Source organism: Klebsiella sp. GW_Kp181 (genome assembly GCF_040062315.1).
Classification (GTDB): domain Bacteria; phylum Pseudomonadota; class Gammaproteobacteria; order Enterobacterales; family Enterobacteriaceae; genus Klebsiella; species Klebsiella oxytoca.
In genome coordinates this window covers 76,492-95,167 of sequence record NZ_JBEAFR010000075.1, presented here as the reverse complement: position 1 = coordinate 95,167, position 18,676 = coordinate 76,492, and the positions used below count along the sequence as shown (strand labels likewise).

Here is an 18,676-nt window from a genome sequence, read left to right as displayed (position 1 = left end):
CGCCAAAGTGTTTTAACATTTGCGAGCGTTATATCAGGGGTTGCTGAATTAGAGATCGGCACCCTTTCTTTCTTTTAATTTTGGAGTTCGAAAATGTCTCTAAGCGTTGAAGCTAAAGCAAAAATCGTTTCTGAGTTCGGTCGTGGCGAAAACGACAGCGGTTCTACTGAAGTTCAGGTTGCACTGCTGACTGCACAGATCAACCACCTGCAGGGTCACTTTGCAGAGCACAAAAAAGATCACCACAGCCGTCGTGGTCTGCTGCGCATGGTTTCTCAGCGTCGTAAACTGCTCGACTACCTGAAACGTAAAGATGTTGCACGTTACTCTTCGCTGATCGAGCGTCTGGGTCTGCGTCGCTAATTCTGCGAGTTTCAGAAGAAGGGGCCTCACGGCCCCTTTTTTCGACCGGGCGGCAGCAATTCATTAAAAACTCATGTATTGTTGCTATTAATGATCTTCATGCAGAGGTTCGCGCGGCTAATGAGAGGCTTGACTCGCAGGGGCGGGTAAAGGTTGTCATTAGTCGCGAGGATGCAGAAGATCGGGTCATACGATGTCTTATCGTGGATTTGACATCATCTATAGATAAAAGGATAGAATTTTGCTTAATCCGATCGTTCGTAAATTCCAGTACGGCCAACATACCGTAACGCTGGAGACCGGCATGATGGCGCGCCAGGCAACTGCCGCCGTTATGGTTAGCATGGATGACACCGCGGTATTCGTTACCGTAGTCGGCCAGAAAAAAGCGAAGCCAGGCCAGGATTTCTTCCCGCTGACCGTTAACTATCAGGAGCGTACTTACGCTGCTGGTAAAATCCCGGGTGGTTTCTTCCGTCGTGAAGGCCGTCCGAGCGAAGGCGAAACCCTGATTGCGCGTCTGATTGACCGCCCGGTTCGCCCGCTGTTCCCGGAAGGCTTCGTTAACGAAGTTCAGGTTATTGCGACCGTCGTTTCCGTTAACCCACAGGTTAACCCAGATATCGTCGCGATGATCGGCGCTTCCGCTGCGCTGTCTCTGTCCGGTATTCCGTTTAACGGCCCAATTGGCGCCGCGCGCGTGGGTTATATTAATGACCAGTACGTGCTGAACCCGACCCAGGAAGAGCTGAAGTCCAGCAAACTGGATCTGGTTGTTGCGGGTACTGAAGCCGCAGTATTGATGGTTGAGTCCGAAGCTGAACTGCTGAGCGAAGACCAGATGCTGGGCGCGGTCGTGTTTGGTCACGACCAGCAGCAGGTTGTTATTCAGAACATCAACGACCTGGTGAAAGAAGCCGGTAAACCGCGTTGGGACTGGCAGCCGGAAGTGGTTGATGCCGCGCTGAACGCGCGCGTCGCTGCGCTGGCTGAATCTCGCCTGAGCGATGCGTACCGTATCACCGACAAACAGGAGCGTTATGCTCAGGTTGACGTGATCAAATCCGAAACTATCGCGACCCTGGTTGCGGAAGATGAAACCCTGGACGCTAACGAACTGGGCGAAATCCTGCACGCAATCGAGAAAAACGTGGTGCGTAGCCGCGTACTGGCCGGTGAGCCGCGTATCGATGGTCGTGAAAAAGATATGATTCGTGGTCTGGACGTTCGTACCGGCGTTCTGCCGCGTACCCACGGTTCAGCACTGTTTACCCGTGGTGAAACTCAGGCGCTGGTTACCGCGACCCTGGGCACCGCACGTGACGCGCAGAACATCGATGAGCTGATGGGCGAGCGTACCGACTCCTTCCTGTTCCACTATAACTTCCCTCCGTACTCCGTAGGCGAAACGGGAATGGTCGGCTCTCCGAAGCGTCGTGAAATCGGTCACGGTCGTCTGGCTAAGCGCGGCGTACTGGCCGTGATGCCGACTATCGAAGAGTTCCCGTACACCGTACGCGTGGTTTCTGAAATCACCGAATCGAACGGTTCCTCCTCCATGGCTTCCGTTTGTGGCGCTTCTCTGGCGCTGATGGACGCAGGTGTGCCGGTGAAAGCCGCCGTTGCGGGTATCGCAATGGGTCTGGTGAAAGAAGGCGACAACTTCGTCGTACTGTCTGACATTCTGGGCGATGAAGATCACCTGGGCGATATGGACTTCAAAGTTGCGGGTTCCCGTGAAGGTATCTCTGCTCTGCAGATGGATATCAAAATTGAAGGTATCACCAAAGAGATCATGCAGGTTGCTCTGAACCAGGCTAAAGGTGCGCGTCTGCACATCCTGGGCGTGATGGAACAGGCGATTAACGCGCCGCGCGGCGATATCTCTGAGTTCGCACCGCGTATTCACACGATCAAGATCAGCCCGGACAAAATTAAAGACGTTATCGGTAAAGGCGGCTCCGTTATTCGCGCGCTTACCGAAGAAACCGGCACCACTATCGAAATCGAAGATGACGGTACCGTCAAAATCGCAGCAACCGATGGCGACAAAGCGCAGCACGCGATTCGTCGTATCGAAGAGATCACCGCTGAGATCGAAGTTGGCCGTATCTATAACGGTAAAGTGACCCGCATCGTTGACTTTGGCGCATTCGTTGCCATTGGCGGCGGTAAAGAGGGTCTGGTTCACATCTCTCAGATCGCCGACAAGCGCGTTGAGAAAGTGACCGACTATCTGCAGATGGGTCAGGAAGTGCCGGTTAAGGTTCTGGAAGTTGACCGTCAGGGCCGTGTCCGTCTGAGCATCAAAGAAGCAACTGAACAAACTCAGCCTGCGGCTGCGCCGGAAGCTCCGGCTGCCGAACAGCAGGGCGAGTAAGGTTGCCGTTTGCCCTCCGCATTGCGGAGGGCGCATTGCGGGCAGGAAGCCCTGTTTGCAGCCGGGGAACTGGACGTTCATCCAATCGTTGTCTTCGGGAGTGGGAAATGAAGCCTTTTTTGCGCTGGTGTTTCGTGGCGACAGCTCTCACGCTGGCAGGATGCAGCAACTCTGCCTGGCGTAAGGACGCAGTCCTCGCGGTGCCATTGCAACCGACTTTGCAGCAGGAAGTGATTCTGGCGCGCATGGAACAAATTCTTGCCAGTCGGGCTTTAACCGATGACGAACGCGCACAGCTTTTATATGAGCGCGGAGTGTTGTATGATAGTCTCGGTCTGAGGGCATTAGCGCGAAATGATTTTTCACAAGCGCTGGCAATCCGACCGGATATGCCTGAAGTATTCAATTACTTAGGCATTTATTTAACGCAGGCAGGCAATTTTGATGCTGCCTATGAAGCGTTTGATTCTGTACTTGAGCTTGATCCAACTTACAACTACGCGCACTTAAATCGCGGCATCGCTCTGTATTACGGCGGTCGTGCTAAGTTAGCGCAAGATGATCTGCTGGCGTTTTATCAAGACGATCCCAATGATCCTTTCCGAAGCCTGTGGCTTTATCTCGCTGAGCGTCAGCTCGATGAGAAGCGGGCGCTTGAAGCACTGAGACAGCGCTTAAACAAGTCGGACAAAGAACAATGGGGATGGAACATTGTCGGGTTCTACCTTGGCGACATTAGCGAAAAAGAGCTAATGGACCGTCTGAAGGCAGACGCAACGGATAACACCTCGCTCGCTGAGCATCTCAGTGAAACCAACTTCTATTTAGGTAAGTACTACCTAAGTCTGGGGGACAAGGACAGCGCTACGGCACTGTTCAAACTGGCGGTCGCAAACAACGTTCATAACTACGTTGAGCACCGATACGCATTGTTGGAATTATCGCTCTTGGGCCAGGAGCAAGATGACCTGGCAGAATCGGACCAGCAATAGCTGACGAACACATCAGCCCTTTTTTGATTGCCATCACCTTAGCGGGTGAGGGCGTTGTTGTTCGTTAATACACCTACTTTGAGCCGGTTCACACTTTTCAATGAAAATTACCGTAAATTTTCACGATGAGTTATGTAGACTGGCCGCCATTAATTTTGAGGCACACGTACTACATGGCTGAATTCGAAACCACATTTGCAGATCTGGGCCTGAAGGCTCCCATCCTTGAAGCGCTTAACGATCTGGGTTACGAAAAACCATCTCCGATCCAGGCTGAGTGCATTCCGCATCTGCTGGGCGGCCGCGACGTTCTGGGTATGGCCCAGACGGGTAGCGGTAAAACCGCAGCGTTCTCTTTACCGCTGCTGAACAACATTGATCCTGAGCTGAGAGCACCGCAGATTCTGGTGCTGGCACCGACCCGCGAACTGGCGGTACAGGTTGCTGAAGCAATGACGGAGTTCTCTAAACATATGCGCGGCGTAAACGTGGTTGCCCTGTACGGCGGCCAGCGTTATGACGTGCAGCTGCGCGCACTGCGTCAGGGGCCGCAAATCGTTGTCGGTACCCCGGGTCGTCTGCTGGACCACCTGAAACGCGGTACGCTGGATCTCTCTAAACTGAGCGGTCTGGTACTGGATGAAGCTGACGAAATGCTGCGCATGGGCTTCATCGAAGACGTAGAAACCATTATGGCGCAGATCCCGGAGGGTCATCAGACCGCTCTGTTCTCTGCCACCATGCCGGAAGCGATTCGTCGTATTACCCGCCGCTTTATGAAAGAGCCGCAGGAAGTGCGCATCCAGTCCAGCGTCACGACTCGCCCGGACATCAGCCAGAGCTACTGGACTGCTTACGGTATGCGTAAAAACGAAGCGCTGGTGCGTTTCCTGGAAGCGGAAGATTTTGATGCGGCGATTATCTTCGTTCGTACCAAAAATGCGACCCTGGAAGTGGCCGAAGCGCTGGAGCGTAGCGGCTATAGCAGCGCTGCGCTGAACGGCGACATGAACCAGTCCCTGCGTGAGCAGACTCTGGAGCGTCTGAAAGACGGTCGTCTGGATATCCTGATTGCAACCGACGTTGCGGCTCGTGGCCTGGACGTTGAGCGTATTAGCCTGGTGGTTAACTACGATATCCCGATGGATTCCGAGTCTTACGTTCACCGTATCGGCCGTACCGGTCGTGCGGGTCGCGCTGGCCGCGCGCTGCTGTTCGTTGAGAACCGCGAGCGTCGTCTGCTGCGCAATATCGAACGTACGATGAAGCTGACCATTCCGGAAGTTGAACTGCCGAACGCAGAGCTGCTGGGCAAACGTCGCCTGGAAAAATTTGCCGCGAAAGTTCAGCAGCAGCTGGAAAGCAGCGATCTGGATCAGTACCGCGCGCTGCTGGCGAAAATCCAGCCGTCTGCCGAAGGCGAAGAGCTGGACGTGGAAACGCTGGCCGCAGCGCTGCTGAAAATGGCGCAGGGCGAACGTCCGCTGATCCTGCCGCCGGATGCGCCTATGCGTCCTAAGCGCGAGTTCCGCGACCGTGACGATCGTTTCGAACGTCGTGGCGACCGTAACGATCGTGGCCCGCGCGGCGATCGCGGTGGCGAAGATCGTCCGAAGCGTGAGCGCCGTGACGTTGGCGATATGGAACTGTACCGCATTGAAGTGGGCCGTGATGACGGCGTTGAAGTTCGTCATATCGTTGGCGCCATCGCGAACGAAGGTGATATCAGCAGCCGTTACATTGGTAACATCAAGCTGTTTGGTTCTCACTCCACCATCGAACTGCCGAAAGGCATGCCGGGCGAAGTGCTGCAGCACTTTACGCGTACCCGCATCCTGAACAAGCCGATGAACATGCAGTTGCTGGGCGATGCTCAGCCGCGCCCTGAGCGCAGCGGCGAACGTCGTGGCGGCGGTGAGCGTCGTGAAGGCGGCCGTAGCTTCGGCGGCGGTGAACGTCGTGAAGGTCGTGGTTTCGGCGGTGAGCGTCGCGAAGGCGGCCGTGGTGAAGGTCGCCGTTTCAGCGGTGAACGTCGCGAGGGTGGCCGCGCGCCGCGCCGCGATGATGCTTCAGCGCCGCGTCGTGACGACTCCGCAGGTCGTCGTCGTTTCGGTGGCGATGCATAATTAGCGCTTTCCGCTAACGTAAAGTAAACGATACAGCCCCGATCTTAACGATTGGGGCTTTTTTTATTTCCTTTGTACTCGTGTACTGGTACAGTGCGTCACATTGATAACAAGAAAAGTATTTTCGACTGGAGATTTCGGCAAATGGCGACACTTACCACTACGGCAACCCGACCGTCCTTATTTGGCGGCGTAGTGATTATCGGCGGGACAATTATTGGCGCGGGCATGTTTTCGCTGCCGGTTGTAATGTCCGGCGCATGGTTCTTCTGGTCTCTGGCGGCGCTGGTTTTTACCTGGTTTTGTATGCTGCATTCCGGGTTGATGATCCTCGAAGCGAACCTGAATTATCGGATTGGTTCGAGCTTCGATACCATTACTAAAGATCTGCTCGGTAAAGGCTGGAATCTGGTTAACGGCGTGTCGATCGCCTTTGTACTTTATATTCTGACTTACGCCTATATCTCCGCCAGCGGCTCGATCCTGCACCATACGTTTAGCGAAATGTCGCTGAACGTACCGGCAAGGGCGGCTGGTTTTGGTTTTGCGCTACTGGTGGCGTTTATCGTCTGGTTGAGCACCAAAGCGGTGAGCCGCATGACGGCCATTGTGCTGGGAGCTAAGGTCATTACCTTCTTTCTGACCTTTGGCAGCCTGTTGGGGCACGTCCAGCCGACCACGCTGTTTAACGTGGCTGAACAAAATGCCTCGTATATGCCCTATCTGCTGATGACGCTGCCGTTCTGTCTCGCATCTTTCGGCTATCATGGCAACGTGCCGAGCCTGATGAAGTACTACGGCAAAGATCCGCGCACAATCGTGAAATGCCTGGTTTACGGTACGCTGCTGGCGCTGGGTCTGTACGTGGTGTGGCTGCTGGTGACGATGGGCAATATCCCGCGCCCTGAATTTATCGGCATCGCGCAGAAGGGGGGCAATATAGATGTCCTGGTCCAGGCACTCAGCGGAGTGCTGAACAGCAGGAGTCTGGATCTGCTGTTAGTCATCTTTTCGAACTTTGCCGTTGCCAGTTCATTCCTTGGCGTAACGCTGGGGCTGTTTGATTATCTGGCGGATCTGTTCGGCTTCGATGACTCCGCGCTGGGACGTTTTAAAACAGCGGTACTGACCTTCGTTCCGCCGATGGCGGGAGGCTTGCTGTGGCCGAACGGATTCCTCTATGCGATCGGCTATGCAGGTCTGGCCGCGACGATCTGGGCGGCAATTGTACCGGCGCTGCTGGCTCGCGCATCGCGTAAACGTTTTGGCAGCCCATTGTTTCGCGTTTGGGGTGGAAAGCCGATGATCGCTTTGGTGCTGCTGTTTGGGCTGGGTAACGTTATCGTGCATTTCCTCTCAAGCTTTAACGTATTACCCACCTATCAATAATTGAAAATGCGGCAAAAATGCCGCATTGCTCACTACCCGATCAGCTCTTCTTTCACCTGCATCGCCAAATCAAATGAATGCAGGCGCGCCTGATGATCGAAGATTTGGCCGTTAACCATGATCTCATCAGCCTGGGTCTCCCGTAGAATCGATGCCAGCCCGTGGCGGATTTTCGCTTTATCGCCGACCAGCGACATGCTCAGCGCCTGCTGAACGCCGTACTGCTCTGAAGCGGACCACAGCTGATGCATATTTTGCACCGGCGGCGGCAGTTGTCCGGTCTCGCCCCGGCGCAGTTTGACGAACGCCTGCTGCATGGACGTAAACAGAAATTCCGCATCTCTGTCGCTATCGGCGGCAATAATGTTAATGCATACCATCGCATACGGCTTCTCTAACCGTTCTGACGGCTGGAAGTGGGTGCGGTAGAGGTGCAGGGCCTGGAAGAGCATATCCGGCGCGAAGTGCGAGGCAAAGGCGAACGGCAGCCCCAGCTGCGCCGCCAGCTGAGCGCTGTAAAGGCTTGAGCCGAGCAGCCAGACAGGTATCTTCTCGCCATAGCCGGGAACCGGCCGTACGTGCGGATTAGGATCGCGGGCGTCGAACCAGTCCACCAGCTCCGCGACATCGCGCGGGAAGTTATCAACATCGCCGCTCATATGGCGACGCAGCGCGCGCATGGTCGGCTGATCGCTACCTGGCGCACGCCCAAGGCCGAGATCGATACGACCGGGGTAGAGCGTATTGAGCGTGCCGAACTGCTCGGCAATCACCAGCGGCGAATGGTTAGGCAGCATCACGCCGCCGGAGCCCAGATGCAGAGTGGTGGTATGGGCGGCAAGATAGCCAATCAGCACCGAGGTCGCGGCGCTGGCAATACCGACCATATTATGGTGCTCGGCCAGCCAGTAGCGATGATAACCGCGTTTTTCCGCCAGCTGCGCCAGATCTAAAGAGTGGGAGAAAGCTTCCTTTGCGGAAGATCCTTGCGGGATTGGCGCCAGGTCGAGCACCGAGAATGAAACAGATTTGTCAGTCATAAAGGCTCACTTTGCTACAGCATAGTCATCAGATTGAAGGTCTTCTTCCAGCCTGGCGCATCCGCGATACGCCTGCCAGAAAAGCTGCATCTTTAATAGTGCATTAAAAAGCAGCGATAGCCATTAACAAAGTGAGCGGTTAATCAGCTCTGCAGTTCCAGTCCGGCCAGCCGCCGCCAGTAGCCGTTGCAGTCGCTGTTCGCCGTCAGCGGTAGCGGCGCTGCGCCGTTCTCATTTGCCCGGAAGGCGTCCAGCATCGCAAAGGTCTCGATGCCCAGCGGCGACAGGCGGACCATATCCACCAGCCCGTGCATGGTGCTCAGCTCATTCCCGAGGTTATAGACGTAGCCGCTCATGGTCTGAATGCCGTTGAGGACGAATACCTGCTGGTTCTCCTGTGAGAGCACGTCGCGCCCGTTAGGATATTTAATGCAGCAGGTTTCGCACTCGTCTTTGGGTCGGTCTTCCGAACGGGCGGTAAAGCAGCGGGCGGAGTAGGCCAGCGGCAGATGGCCGTAGCTCAGCACCTCCACCTCAAACTGGTTGCGAATACCCAGTTCGTCGCACTGGGTCAGCAAGTTCGCCAGCCAGTCGCGGGAAAGCTCGACCGGCATACACCAGCGCACCATACCTTGCTTAAGCAGCAGACGCAGGGTGACGGCGTTGTAGCAGTTGAGCGCATGGCCGGCGACGAACGGCAGTTTACGTTCCGCGCACAGGTTAACGACGCCGAGATCGCTGGCTTCAATCAGAAATTCGCCGTTATCGACATAGCGCTTCAGTTCGCCCAGTTCCGAGGACGCCTGCACCAGCGCGAGGGTGGAAAGCACTACCTGTTTGCCGCTTCCCGCCAGCGCTTTCGCCATCTCGATCCAGTCGCCGACTTTGGTGGCGCGGCGTTTGCTGCATACCGCTTCGCCGAGATAAATCGTGTCCGCGCTGCAGCTGGCTGCCTGCTGGTAAAAATCTTCCAGCGTCTCTTTTGGCCAGTAATAAAGCACCGGCCCTAATGAATATTTCATTGCTGTTCTCACTGCCATTTACGGTGATAGGCGCCAAGGGTGGTTTGCGTCCCTTCGGACATCGAACCGAGGGTCTCCATCCACGCGGACTGCGGCACGAAGTTTTGCGGATCGGCTTTGCAGCGATCGATCGCCTGACGCCAGACTTTCGCCACCTGGGTGACGTACGCCGGACTGCGCTGGCGGCCCTCGATTTTGACCGAGGCAATATTTGCCGCCATCAGCTCCGGCAGCAGCTCCAGGGTGTTCAGGCTGGTGGGCTCTTCCAGTGCGTGGTAGCGCTCGCCGTCGACCAGATACCGCCCTTTACAGAGGGTGGGATAGCCGGCATTTTCACCATCTCGATAGCGGTCGATCAGCACTTCGTTAAGGCGTGATTCCAGTCCCTGCGGCGTTTGCTGCCAGCGCACGAAGCGTGCCGGCGAACAGGCGCCGACGGTATTCGGTGATTCGCCGGTCAGATAAGAGGAAAGATAGCAGCGGCCTTCCGCCATAATGCACAGGCTGCCGAAGGCGAAGACCTCCAGCGGCACCGGCGTGGCGCGGGCCAGCTGTTTGACCTGGTGAATCGACAGTACGCGCGGCAGCACCACGCGGGCGATGTCAAAGTTGCGATGATAAAATTTTACCGCTTCTTCGTTAGTGGCCGAGGCCTGAACGGAAACGTGACGCTCGATGTGCGGGTAGCGCTCGGCGGCATACTCCAGCATTGCGATATCGGCGAGGATCAGCGCGTCGGCGCCCAGCTGGGCCGCCATATCTACCGCGCGCTGCCAGCGGGCATAGCCATCAGGATGCGCGAAGGTATTGATGGCAATATGCAGTTTACGACGATGCTGGTGCACAAAGCTGACGGCTTCCTGCAGTTTCTTTTCGGTGAAATTAAGGCCGGCAAAGTGGCGGGCGTTGGTGTCATCTTTCAGCCCGATATAGACGGCATCGGCGCCGTTTTCGATGGCCGCCTTAAGCGCCGGAAGGTTACCGGCTGGGCAGAGCAGCTCCATAATTTTTCCTGAAAAACGCGGCCCGTCAGGGACGCTGGATGGTTAATGAGCTGGGATTTTAGTTAACCTTCTGGTGACAATTTTTGATTTGAGGCAGTTAAAAGCGTATTGGCGGGATCAATACCAGCGGCCCGACATCGTGATTTTGTTGATTTACGCCGCTATGTCGTTTATTTGATATGGCACAATAGAGGAACTATTGCATTCATGGAGTAAAGCTTGTGTTGGATAAACTGCGTTCCCAACTGGTTCACTTTGGCCCGTCGTTAATAAGCGTGCCGGTTAAGCTGGCGCCTTTTGCCCTCAAGCGCCAGGTGCTGGAACAGGTATTAAGCTGGCAGTTTCGCCAGGCGCTGGCGGATGGGGAGCTGGATTTTCTCGAGGGGCGCTGGTTAAGTATTCATGTGCGTGATATCGGCCTGCTGTGGTATACCTCGGTGATTAACGGCCGTCTGGTGGTCAGCCCGGCGGCTGAAGCGGACGTCAGCTTTAGCGCCGACGCCAGCGACCTGCTGATGATTGCGGCGCGCAAGCAGGATCCGGATACGTTGTTCTTCCAGCGTCGCCTGGTTATCGAAGGCGATACCGAGCTGGGTCTTTATGTAAAAAACCTGATGGATGCCATTGAGCTGGAGCAGATGCCCAGGGCGCTGCGTATTATGCTGCTGCAGCTGGCGGACTTTGTTGAAGCAGGCCTGAAAGGCCCGCAGAAACCTGAACAGACATCGGTAGGTGAGGCATGCTGATTCGAGTAGAAATTGGGATTGATGCACCGGGAATCGACGCGCTATTACGTCGTACCTTCGGCAGCGATGCGGAAGCGCAGCTGGTGCACAGCCTACGTGAAGATGGCCTGATCACGCTGGGCGTGGTGGCGACGGATGACGAAGGTCAGGTCGTGGGCTATGCGGCCTTTAGCCCGGTTGCCGTTGAAGGCGAAGAGCTGCAGTGGGTTGGACTGGCTCCGCTGGCGGTCGATGAAAGCTACCGCGGTCAGGGCATCGGTCGTCAGCTGGTCTATGAAGGGCTCGATTCACTGAACGAGTTTGGCTATGCCGCTGTTGTCACCCTTGGCGATCCGGCGCTTTATGGTCGTCTGGGCTTTGAACCCGCAGCGCGTTTTAATCTGCACTGCCGTTGGCCGGATAGCGCGGAAACTTTCCAGGTTCACCGCCTGGCCGATAACGCCCTTGATGGCGTCAGCGGGCTGGTCGAATACAGCGACCACTTTAACCGCTTCTGAGGCTTTCCAGCAGCGCCTCAAACGAACCGTCTCCGGCAACGAGGCGCTCTTTCTGGCGCTTCGTTAGCTGCTTGATACGATACTCCAGTCGTAATGCTAGTGAGTGTTCACCAACTTCCTGGCTGAAGGCCAGCTGAAGCTCTCCCTTACCACGCAGCGCTTTCGCGCCTTTGCCTTCCTGGTGCTGGCAAAAGCGGCGTGAGACATCGGTAGTAATCCCGGTATAAAGGCGATTATCGGCGGTACGAATCAGATAGAGAAACCAGCACACGGTACAGAGGTCGCTATGTTAAGGTGTGAGCACCATAACATACTGGAGAGTAAAGATGGATACGCTCGCCGCTATCAGCCGTTGGCTGGGAAAGCAGCATGTTGTGACCTGGTGCGTCGCCCGCGATGACGAGCTGTGGTGCGCCAATGCCTTTTACGTTTATGACCCGGAAAAGGTCGCCTTTTATTTGCTTAGCGATGAAAAAACGCGCCACGGCCAGATGACCGGGAAAGGCGCCAGGGTGGCCGGAACGGTAAACGGCCAGCCGAAGACCGTCGCCTTGATCCGCGGCGTCCAGTTTAAAGGCCAAATTCGCCGCCTGTCCGGGGAGGAAGAGGCGGCGATGCGTAAGCGTTACGTCAGCCGTTTTCCGGTTGCCCGCATGCTATCGGCGCCCGTCTGGGAGATTCTCCCCGATGAGCTTAAGTTCACCGATAACACGCTGGGCTTTGGTAAAAAGCTGCACTGGCTGCGTGAATCAGGCACCGAGCAGACGTAAAGCTTCTCGATTAAACGCCGGCAGGTCGTCCGGGGTTCTGCTGGTCACCAGCTGCTCGTTGTCGATAACCACTTCCTGATCGTAGAATTCGCCACCGGCGTTTTTCACGTCGACGATGATAGGCTTCACGGCCGTCAGCTTACGCCCGCGAATCACATCGGCGCTAATCAACAGCTGCGGACCGTGACAGATGGCGAATACCGGTTTGCCGCTGTTCACAAAATCGCGGGTGAAGGTGACAAAGCGTTCGTCTCCGCGCAGCGCGTCCGGTGAATAACCGCCCGGTAGCAGCAGAGCGTCGAAGTCGGCAGGGGTGACGTCATCAATGGCTTTATCGATAACGACTTCAGCTTCCCCTTTTTTCCCTTTTACCTTCTTCCCCGCCTGTTTTTCAATCGTCACGACCTCATGACCGGCCAGACGATAGGCGTCCGCGGGTGAGGTGAACTCCGAGTCTTCAAAGTCGTCGGTAATTAAAACGGCTATCTTCTTACTCATTCTTCCTCCAGTGTTTTGGTGTGGAATGAGGCATTTCCCTGATGATGATGGATAATTACCTCGTAGAGTATTAAGTCTGGAACATGAGGCTGGGATCGCAACATAGAAAAATCTGCAAAGGAGTTTCGATGAGTCAGGTACTGATAACGGGGGCAACCGGGTTAGTTGGCGGTCACTTACTTCGAATGCTACTCAACGCGCCGGGCGTTAAGTCCGTTGCCGCCCCGACGCGTCGGCCGCTGGCCGATATCTCCGGCGTCTTTAACCCCCACGATCCGCAGCTAACGGACGCTCTGGCGCAGGTTGTCGATCCGATAGATATCGTTTTTTGCTGTCTGGGGACTACCCGCCGGGAAGCGGGTAGCAAAGAGGCGTTTGTGCATGCTGATTATACGCTGGTCATTGATACCGCGCTGGTGGGAAAAAAGCTGGGCGCGCAGCATATGCTGGTCGTCAGCGCGATGGGGGCCAATGCGCATTCGCCCTTTTTCTATAATCGCGTAAAAGGTGAGATGGAAGAGGCGCTGATTGCGCAGCAGTGGCCGCGCCTGACCATTGCCCGCCCGTCAATGCTGATAGGCGAGCGCGAAAAAAAACGCGCCGGCGAAACGCTCTTTGCGCCGCTTTTCAATCTGCTGCCGGGAAATCTGAAGTCAATAGAGGCGCGGGACGTGGCGAGCGCGCTACTCGCGGAGGCGCTATCGCCCACGCAGGAGGGCGTACAAATTCTCTCTTCGTCGCAGCTGCGCGAAAGGGCGGCACGCTCGGGGGATTACTGATTTCCAAAATTTCCCCGGAGGCGTAGTATTCATGTCCTCAATTTATCATGACACTCCCCGGGGAATGCTATGGCTGGTCAGTCTTCATCTCAGGCGGCATCACCGTTTCAATGGTGGAAGCCCGCGCTCTTTTTTCTCGTCGTTATCGTTGGTCTGTGGTTCGTTAAATGGCAACCCTACTATGGCAAAGCCTTCACCGCCGCAGAGACGCACAGTATCGGCAAATCCATCCTTGCTAACAGAAACGCTAACCCTTTCGCTGCGGCCTGGGATTACGCCCTGGTCTATTTCATGGCCGTATGGAAAGCGGCGGTCCTGGGCGTACTGCTGGGTTCGCTGATTCAGGTGCTGATCCCGCGTGACTGGCTGCTGCGCACGCTGGGGCAGGCGCGTTTTCGCGGTACGCTGCTGGGAACCGTATTCTCTCTGCCGGGCATGATGTGTACCTGCTGCGCCGCGCCGGTGGCGGCAGGAATGCGTAAACAGCAGGTCTCGATGGGCGGCGCGCTGGCGTTCTGGCTGGGCAATCCGCTGCTCAATCCGGCGACGCTGGTGTTTATGGGCTTTGTGCTGGGCTGGCAGTTTGCGCTGGTGCGCCTGCTGGCTGGGCTGGCGACGGTGCTGGTGGTCGCAACGCTGGTGCAGAAATGGGTAAAAGAGGCGGCGACGCAGCCGGTTTCGATGCCTGAACAGCCGGTTGCAACCGTGCAGGACGGTTTCTTTAGCCGCTGGCTGCGCGCTCTCTGGACGCTGTTCTGGAACACTATCCCGGTTTATATTCTGGCGGTGCTGGTGCTGGGAGCCGCGCGGGTGTGGTTATTCCCTCATGCCGATGGGGTGGTGGATAACACGCTGTTCTGGGTGATTGCTATGGCGATTGCCGGCTGCCTGTTTGTTATTCCGACGGCGGCGGAGATTCCGATAGTGCAGACGATGATGCTGGCAGGTATGGGCGTGGCGCCCGCGCTGGCGCTGCTGATTACGCTGCCTGCTGTCAGTGTACCGTCACTGATTATGCTGCGGAAAGCGTTTCCGGCGAAGGCGCTGTGGCTCACCGGCGGGCTGGTGGCGCTGTGCGGCGCGGTGGTTGGCGGGCTGGCTTTAATCTGATGTCCTTCCCGGAGGCGGCGCTGTGCGCCTGTCCGGGCTACGGGCCTACAGCAGGCGATGAACCCGTAGCCCGGCTCAGCAAAGCGCAAGCCGGGAGAGTTAACGTTTACTTGATATAGGTAAAAGCGGTGGTGACGCGAGTCACGCCGCTTACCCGGCTGGCGATATCCGCCGCCGCGCGTCCTTCACGGTCGGTAACCAGACCCATCAGGAACACTTCGCCATTTTCGGTTGTTACCTTCACGTTGGAGGATTTCACCTGGTCGGTACCCAGCAGCTGGGAGCGAACTTTGGTGGTGATCCAGGTATCCGAAGAGGCGGTACCTAAGCCGATCGGCTGGCCCTGACGCACCTCATTAAACACCTCCGTTGTCCCTTCTACGCCCATTGCGATTTGCTTCGCGCGCGCGGAGAGGTCTGGCGTTGGAGACTGACCGGTCAGCAGGACTTTACCCTGGTAGGCGGTCACGTTGATGCGGGCCTGCTTCTTAATTTGTTCATCTTTGGATAGCGCGCTGTTGACGCGTAGCTCCAGCGTGCTGTCATCCACCTGAGTACCTACCGTACGCGGGTCCGTCGCGGCTTTGGTGCCGACCGCTGCCGTGCCAACTACCGCTGCGGCAACGCATCCCTGAAGCAGTAGCGCAGACAGCAGAATGGCGAGGGGCGAGAGAGCCTTCATGTGTTCTCCTTAATCGTCCTGGTGTGGAAAAAGCGTGTTATCGATCAAATCGCACAGACAATTGACGGTGAGCATGTGCATTTCCTGAATTCGCGCGCTGCGATGCGAGGGAATGCGGATTTCGACGTCCTGCTGCCCTAAGAGGCCAGCCAGTTCACCGCCGTCATAACCGGTTAACGCCACGATAGTCATATCGCGGGTGACCGCCGCTTCCACGGCTTTCACGATATCCCGGCTATTGCCGCGCGTAGAAATCGCCAGCAGTACGTCGCCGGCGTGTCCCAACGCACGCACCTGCTTGGCATAGATTTCATCATGCAGGCGATCGTTGGCAATTGCGGTTAAGACCACATTATCGGTATTTAGTGCAATGGCGGGTAAACCAGGGCGTTCAGTTTCGAAACGATTAATCATGCTGGCAGCAAAATGCTGTGCGTTGGCGGCGGAAGTGCCATTACCACAACAGAGAATTTTGTTGCCGTTCAGCAGCGATTGTACGAGCGTCATAGCCGCACGGGAGATGGCGTCCGGGAGTGCTTCCGCTGCTGCAATTTGGGTTTGAATGCTTTCGGTGAAGCAGGCTTTGATTCTGTCGAGCACGGGATCCCTTAATTCATTTTACCCATCATACTTCAGGTTGCTTGTGCGTTGGCTACGCTCGTTCGCCCGAATCACTGACTTGAGTCAGCTCATCGGGACTTTCTCGCTTGCCGCGTTACTCGGCCTGCGGTCTCGCCCCTTCGGGGCCAGCGCCAGCGCTGTTCAAAGCACAAGTGCTTTGTCCTGCAACTCCAATTATTTTGGGTGTACGCTATTCGCCAAAGGCGTTTTTTAGCCATTGGATGTCGTTTCCGGTGAAGGCTACCACATCGAAACGGCAATCCACAGTCTCAAAGCTCCCATTCTGTCGGCAGAGCCACAGACGCGCGGCTTTGAGCAGTCTTTGTTGCTTTTGCGGCGTGACGCTGGAAGCGGCATCGCCGTAGCTTGCGCTGCGACGATAGCGTACTTCGACAAATACGGTGACGCTACCGTCGCGCATTATGAGGTCAATCTCGCCGCCGCGCTCGCGGACGTTGGCGGCGATAAAGCGCAAACCCTGGCGCTCCAGCCAGCGGCGCGCCTGCATTTCCCAGGCATCGCCGGTCTGTTTACTTAGTTGGCTGCGACGATTTGCCCACCCTGGTATTTGAGCCATGACAGTTTCCTGTTGATCACGCAATCCTGCGTGGCCGTAAGATCGCCGGTATTGCCGTTCAGCTCAAAGCCTGGCACCTGGCGCATCTGCGAGAAGTGGTTGGCCAGAGACCAGGCGTCGGCGCCCATGGCGTACAGGCGCGCCAGCGAGTAGTCGTTACGAACGGCGGCCAGCGCCTGCTGCTGCAGCGCCGGGTTGCTTCCCGCCAGCATCGGGATTTCGCTGTATTGCAGGCCTTCCATCTCCAGACGGAAGTCCGGGCCGGAGGTTCCCTGGGCGCTGCGGGAGCTGGCGTACAACGTCACGCCGCTCTGGCTACCGTTACGCAGGGCAATCATCGGCTTGACGTAAGCAATTTGTTCCGGCGTCGCCAGGATGTACGCGGCGTCGACGCCGCCGGTGCTGCTGACCGGCACATCGCTCGGGCTTCCCAGAGCGCTGTCCTGCGCTGACGGCAGGGTAGAAACCGGCGTACCGCTTAATGAAATACCGCTGTTAACGCTGCCGCGCAGCTCGGCCGTGGAACCTAAACGCTGTTGCAGTACCGTGCCGCCCCCCAGCTTCAGCCACTCATTGGCAAAGGCATTAACCACGCGATCGCCCAGCGCGCCGCGCGGTACCAGCAGCAGCGGAGTCTGTTTACCCTGATCGTGTATGTGGTGCGCCGCGTCGCGAGCTTCGTCTTCCGGAGAGAGGGCGAAATAGCAGATATTAATCCGGTTTTCGATTTTCTCCGGCTGGTTGAGCGCCAGCACGTTCAGCGAGGTATTGCTCTTGATGACCTGTTCGACGTTATCTTTCAGCAGCGGGCCGACGACGATGGTCGCGCCGTCCTGCTGTACCTGAGCCAGTAGCTGGCTCATCGGTTGCGTGGTGGTGTCATAGATTTTCAGCTCGGCGGCCGGGTTAGCCGGGGTGGCGGACACAGCCTGAGTCAGCGGTGCCTGTACCGGCTGGCTGGTGGTCTCCGGCGCCGGGGCGGATGTCGCCTCCGGTGCGGTGACCGGCGCCTGAGCTTGCGCCTGGTCGGCAGCTGGCGTTTGTACTGGCGCCTGAGCGCTGTTCGTCGCCGTCAGATCGGTTACTTCCGCCTGCGACGGGCTTACCACTGCGCTATCGGCAACATTCGCCGCCTGGGCGACCTGGGCGGGCACCGCGCTTCCGGAAACGGCAGGCGCGCCGTTTTTCGCCGCTTCAAAGCCCTGCTGGATAGTCCGGCCAAAAATGGCCGCCTGGCCGTTAAGCGGCAGCAGCAGCGCGATTTTATTGGTCGATGCGGCCTGGTAGTTTTGCATATTGACGAGCTGCGTCGGCAGCATTTTCGCGCCCGGGTTTTGCGGATAGCGGGTCTGCCAGTCTTTGATGCCTGCTTTGAGCATCGTCGGATCGCTGCGGTTATCAAACCACATGCGCTGCAGGTCCAGCCAGCCCTGCAGAACGTTCTCGTCGGCGTTAATCACCAGCGCGTAGGCCTGATCTTTGGTCATCGCGGTGAGCGCTTTCCAGGTCGCGTCGATGTTCTTCTGCTTTTGCGCGGCCAGGCTCAGCAGCGGCTGCTGGGCGACCAGGGCCCGCAGCAGGTTCAGCGAAGGCTGCCCCTGGCTGGCGTCAATTTGCGCCTGCCAGTAGCGCGGCAGCTGGTTCTGCTCAAAGCTTGCCGGATCGAGTTTGCTCAGCAGCGCCTGCGCGCCCTGGAAGTCGTTCTGCGCCAGCTTCACTTCTACCGCCAGCAACGACCGTTCGCGACTTTGCGCAGCGTTAAGACCGGACGGCAGCTGGTTGAACAGCTCAACGGCCTGCGGTTTCTTACCTTCTTTCAGCAGTGCACGAATGGCGAGTAATTGCCAGTTGGTCTTGCTATCATTCGAGCTTTGCTGCATCTGTTGCAGATAGTAACTGGAGTCTGCCTGTGCCGTACCCTGCAAATACGCCGTGCTTTGGTCCGGGGTGTGGGTGCCGCAGCCGGCAAAGATCAGAGCGGCCAGCAGTACGGGCAGACAACGCACGGGTTTAGAACGAAGAAATGTTGACGGTACCATATGTGTCCAGTGATATTTTTTTGGCTCAATGCTCAATATTA

Annotated in this window: 20 protein-coding genes; 11 read left to right on the top strand and 9 right to left on the bottom strand. The window is 56.8% G+C overall.

Annotated elements, in window-relative coordinates; genetic code table 11:
- Positions 1-93 precede the first annotated feature (93 nt).
- From rpsO to mtr, 6 genes are all read left to right on the top strand, one after another.
- Positions 94-363 carry a 30S ribosomal protein S15 gene (gene rpsO, locus ABLV11_RS19585; RefSeq protein ID WP_004106090.1) on the top strand — a complete coding sequence of 90 codons (270 nt, stop codon included), beginning with the start codon at positions 94-96 and terminating at the stop codon, positions 361-363.
- Positions 364-604: 241 nt separating this feature from the next.
- Positions 605-2,743, top strand: coding sequence for a polyribonucleotide nucleotidyltransferase (gene pnp / locus ABLV11_RS19580; RefSeq protein ID WP_004106089.1), 2,139 nt, complete (start codon positions 605-607; stop codon positions 2,741-2,743).
- A 107-nt stretch (positions 2,744-2,850) separates the two neighbouring features.
- Entirely contained in the window at positions 2,851-3,735 is an 885-nt protein-coding gene (gene nlpI / locus ABLV11_RS19575; RefSeq protein WP_004106088.1) for a lipoprotein NlpI, read from the top strand.
- Positions 3,736-3,835: 100 nt separating this feature from the next.
- Complete coding sequence (yrbN, locus tag ABLV11_RS19570; protein WP_085903200.1) at positions 3,836-3,916, top strand: protein YrbN; 81 nt, start codon at positions 3,836-3,838, stop codon at positions 3,914-3,916.
- On the top strand, positions 3,909-5,861 hold the full coding sequence (locus ABLV11_RS19565; RefSeq protein WP_016809829.1) for a DEAD/DEAH family ATP-dependent RNA helicase: 1,953 nt from the start codon (positions 3,909-3,911) through the stop codon (positions 5,859-5,861). Before yrbN ends, ABLV11_RS19565 begins: the two co-directional genes overlap by 8 nt.
- Before the next feature lie 144 nt (positions 5,862-6,005).
- Positions 6,006-7,250, top strand: a complete 1,245-nt coding sequence (mtr, locus tag ABLV11_RS19560; protein WP_017145353.1) for a tryptophan permease — start codon at positions 6,006-6,008, stop codon at positions 7,248-7,250.
- Between the two features lie 32 nt (positions 7,251-7,282).
- Here the strand turns inward: mtr and ABLV11_RS19555 are convergent, their stop codons facing one another.
- The 3 genes from ABLV11_RS19555 to ABLV11_RS19545 all read right to left on the bottom strand — a co-directional run bounded on the left by ABLV11_RS19555 (position 7,283) and on the right by ABLV11_RS19545 (position 10,316).
- Positions 7,283-8,290 carry an LLM class flavin-dependent oxidoreductase gene (locus ABLV11_RS19555; protein WP_004106061.1) on the bottom strand — a complete coding sequence of 336 codons (1,008 nt, stop codon included), beginning with the start codon at positions 8,288-8,290 and terminating at the stop codon, positions 7,283-7,285.
- Positions 8,291-8,433: 143 nt separating this feature from the next.
- Positions 8,434-9,312 (bottom strand): U32 family peptidase, encoded by an 879-nt coding sequence (locus ABLV11_RS19550; RefSeq protein ID WP_004106060.1) that lies wholly within the window; start codon positions 9,310-9,312, stop codon positions 8,434-8,436.
- Between the two features lie 8 nt (positions 9,313-9,320).
- Positions 9,321-10,316, bottom strand: a complete 996-nt coding sequence (locus ABLV11_RS19545; protein ID WP_126489591.1) for a peptidase U32 family protein — start codon at positions 10,314-10,316, stop codon at positions 9,321-9,323.
- Positions 10,317-10,537: 221 nt separating this feature from the next.
- On the opposite strand from ABLV11_RS19545, the gene ABLV11_RS19540 reads away from it, so the two are divergent.
- Both ABLV11_RS19540 and ABLV11_RS19535 read left to right on the top strand, forming a co-directional pair.
- Positions 10,538-11,062 carry an SCP2 domain-containing protein gene (locus ABLV11_RS19540; RefSeq protein WP_004106057.1) on the top strand — a complete coding sequence of 175 codons (525 nt, stop codon included), beginning with the start codon at positions 10,538-10,540 and terminating at the stop codon, positions 11,060-11,062.
- Positions 11,056-11,559 carry an N-acetyltransferase gene (locus ABLV11_RS19535; RefSeq protein ID WP_004106056.1) on the top strand — a complete coding sequence of 168 codons (504 nt, stop codon included), beginning with the start codon at positions 11,056-11,058 and terminating at the stop codon, positions 11,557-11,559. The genes ABLV11_RS19540 and ABLV11_RS19535 overlap by 7 nt, the downstream gene beginning before the upstream one ends.
- Here ABLV11_RS19535 and ABLV11_RS19530 read toward each other — a convergent pair.
- On the bottom strand, positions 11,546-11,830 hold the full coding sequence (locus tag ABLV11_RS19530; RefSeq protein ID WP_004106055.1) for a GIY-YIG nuclease family protein: 285 nt from the start codon (positions 11,828-11,830) through the stop codon (positions 11,546-11,548). The genes ABLV11_RS19535 and ABLV11_RS19530 overlap by 14 nt on opposite strands.
- 55 nt (positions 11,831-11,885) lie before the next feature.
- On the opposite strand from ABLV11_RS19530, the gene ABLV11_RS19525 reads away from it, so the two are divergent.
- A complete protein-coding gene (locus tag ABLV11_RS19525; protein WP_004106054.1) occupies positions 11,886-12,329 on the top strand; it encodes a YhbP family protein in 444 nt (147 codons plus the stop codon).
- Here ABLV11_RS19525 and ABLV11_RS19520 read toward each other — a convergent pair.
- Positions 12,309-12,827, bottom strand: a complete 519-nt coding sequence (locus tag ABLV11_RS19520; RefSeq protein ID WP_004106053.1) for a type 1 glutamine amidotransferase domain-containing protein — start codon at positions 12,825-12,827, stop codon at positions 12,309-12,311. The two genes, ABLV11_RS19525 and ABLV11_RS19520, sit on opposite strands and share 21 nt — an antisense overlap.
- Positions 12,828-12,955: 128 nt before the next feature.
- Between ABLV11_RS19520 and ABLV11_RS19515 the strand changes: the two genes are divergently transcribed.
- Complete coding sequence (locus ABLV11_RS19515) at positions 12,956-13,606, top strand: NAD(P)H-binding protein (RefSeq protein ID WP_017145358.1); 651 nt, start codon at positions 12,956-12,958, stop codon at positions 13,604-13,606.
- A 69-nt stretch (positions 13,607-13,675) separates the two neighbouring features.
- Positions 13,676-14,716, top strand: coding sequence for a permease (locus ABLV11_RS19510; protein WP_348855668.1), 1,041 nt, complete (start codon positions 13,676-13,678; stop codon positions 14,714-14,716).
- Positions 14,717-14,822: 106 nt separating this feature from the next.
- On the opposite strand, the gene dolP is transcribed toward ABLV11_RS19510, so the two are convergent.
- The 4 genes from dolP to ABLV11_RS19490 all read right to left on the bottom strand — a co-directional run bounded on the left by dolP (position 14,823) and on the right by ABLV11_RS19490 (position 18,635).
- Positions 14,823-15,398, bottom strand: coding sequence for a division/outer membrane stress-associated lipid-binding lipoprotein (dolP, locus tag ABLV11_RS19505; protein ID WP_004106049.1), 576 nt, complete (start codon positions 15,396-15,398; stop codon positions 14,823-14,825).
- Between the two features lie 9 nt (positions 15,399-15,407).
- Positions 15,408-15,998, bottom strand: a complete 591-nt coding sequence (diaA, locus tag ABLV11_RS19500) for a DnaA initiator-associating protein DiaA (protein ID WP_002918211.1) — start codon at positions 15,996-15,998, stop codon at positions 15,408-15,410.
- A gap of 211 nt (positions 15,999-16,209) precedes the next feature.
- Positions 16,210-16,596, bottom strand: a complete 387-nt coding sequence (locus ABLV11_RS19495) for a YraN family protein (RefSeq protein ID WP_004106044.1) — start codon at positions 16,594-16,596, stop codon at positions 16,210-16,212.
- Positions 16,554-18,635, bottom strand: coding sequence for a penicillin-binding protein activator (locus tag ABLV11_RS19490; RefSeq protein ID WP_126489589.1), 2,082 nt, complete (start codon positions 18,633-18,635; stop codon positions 16,554-16,556). Before ABLV11_RS19490 ends, ABLV11_RS19495 begins: the two co-directional genes overlap by 43 nt.
- Positions 18,636-18,676 lie beyond the last annotated feature (41 nt).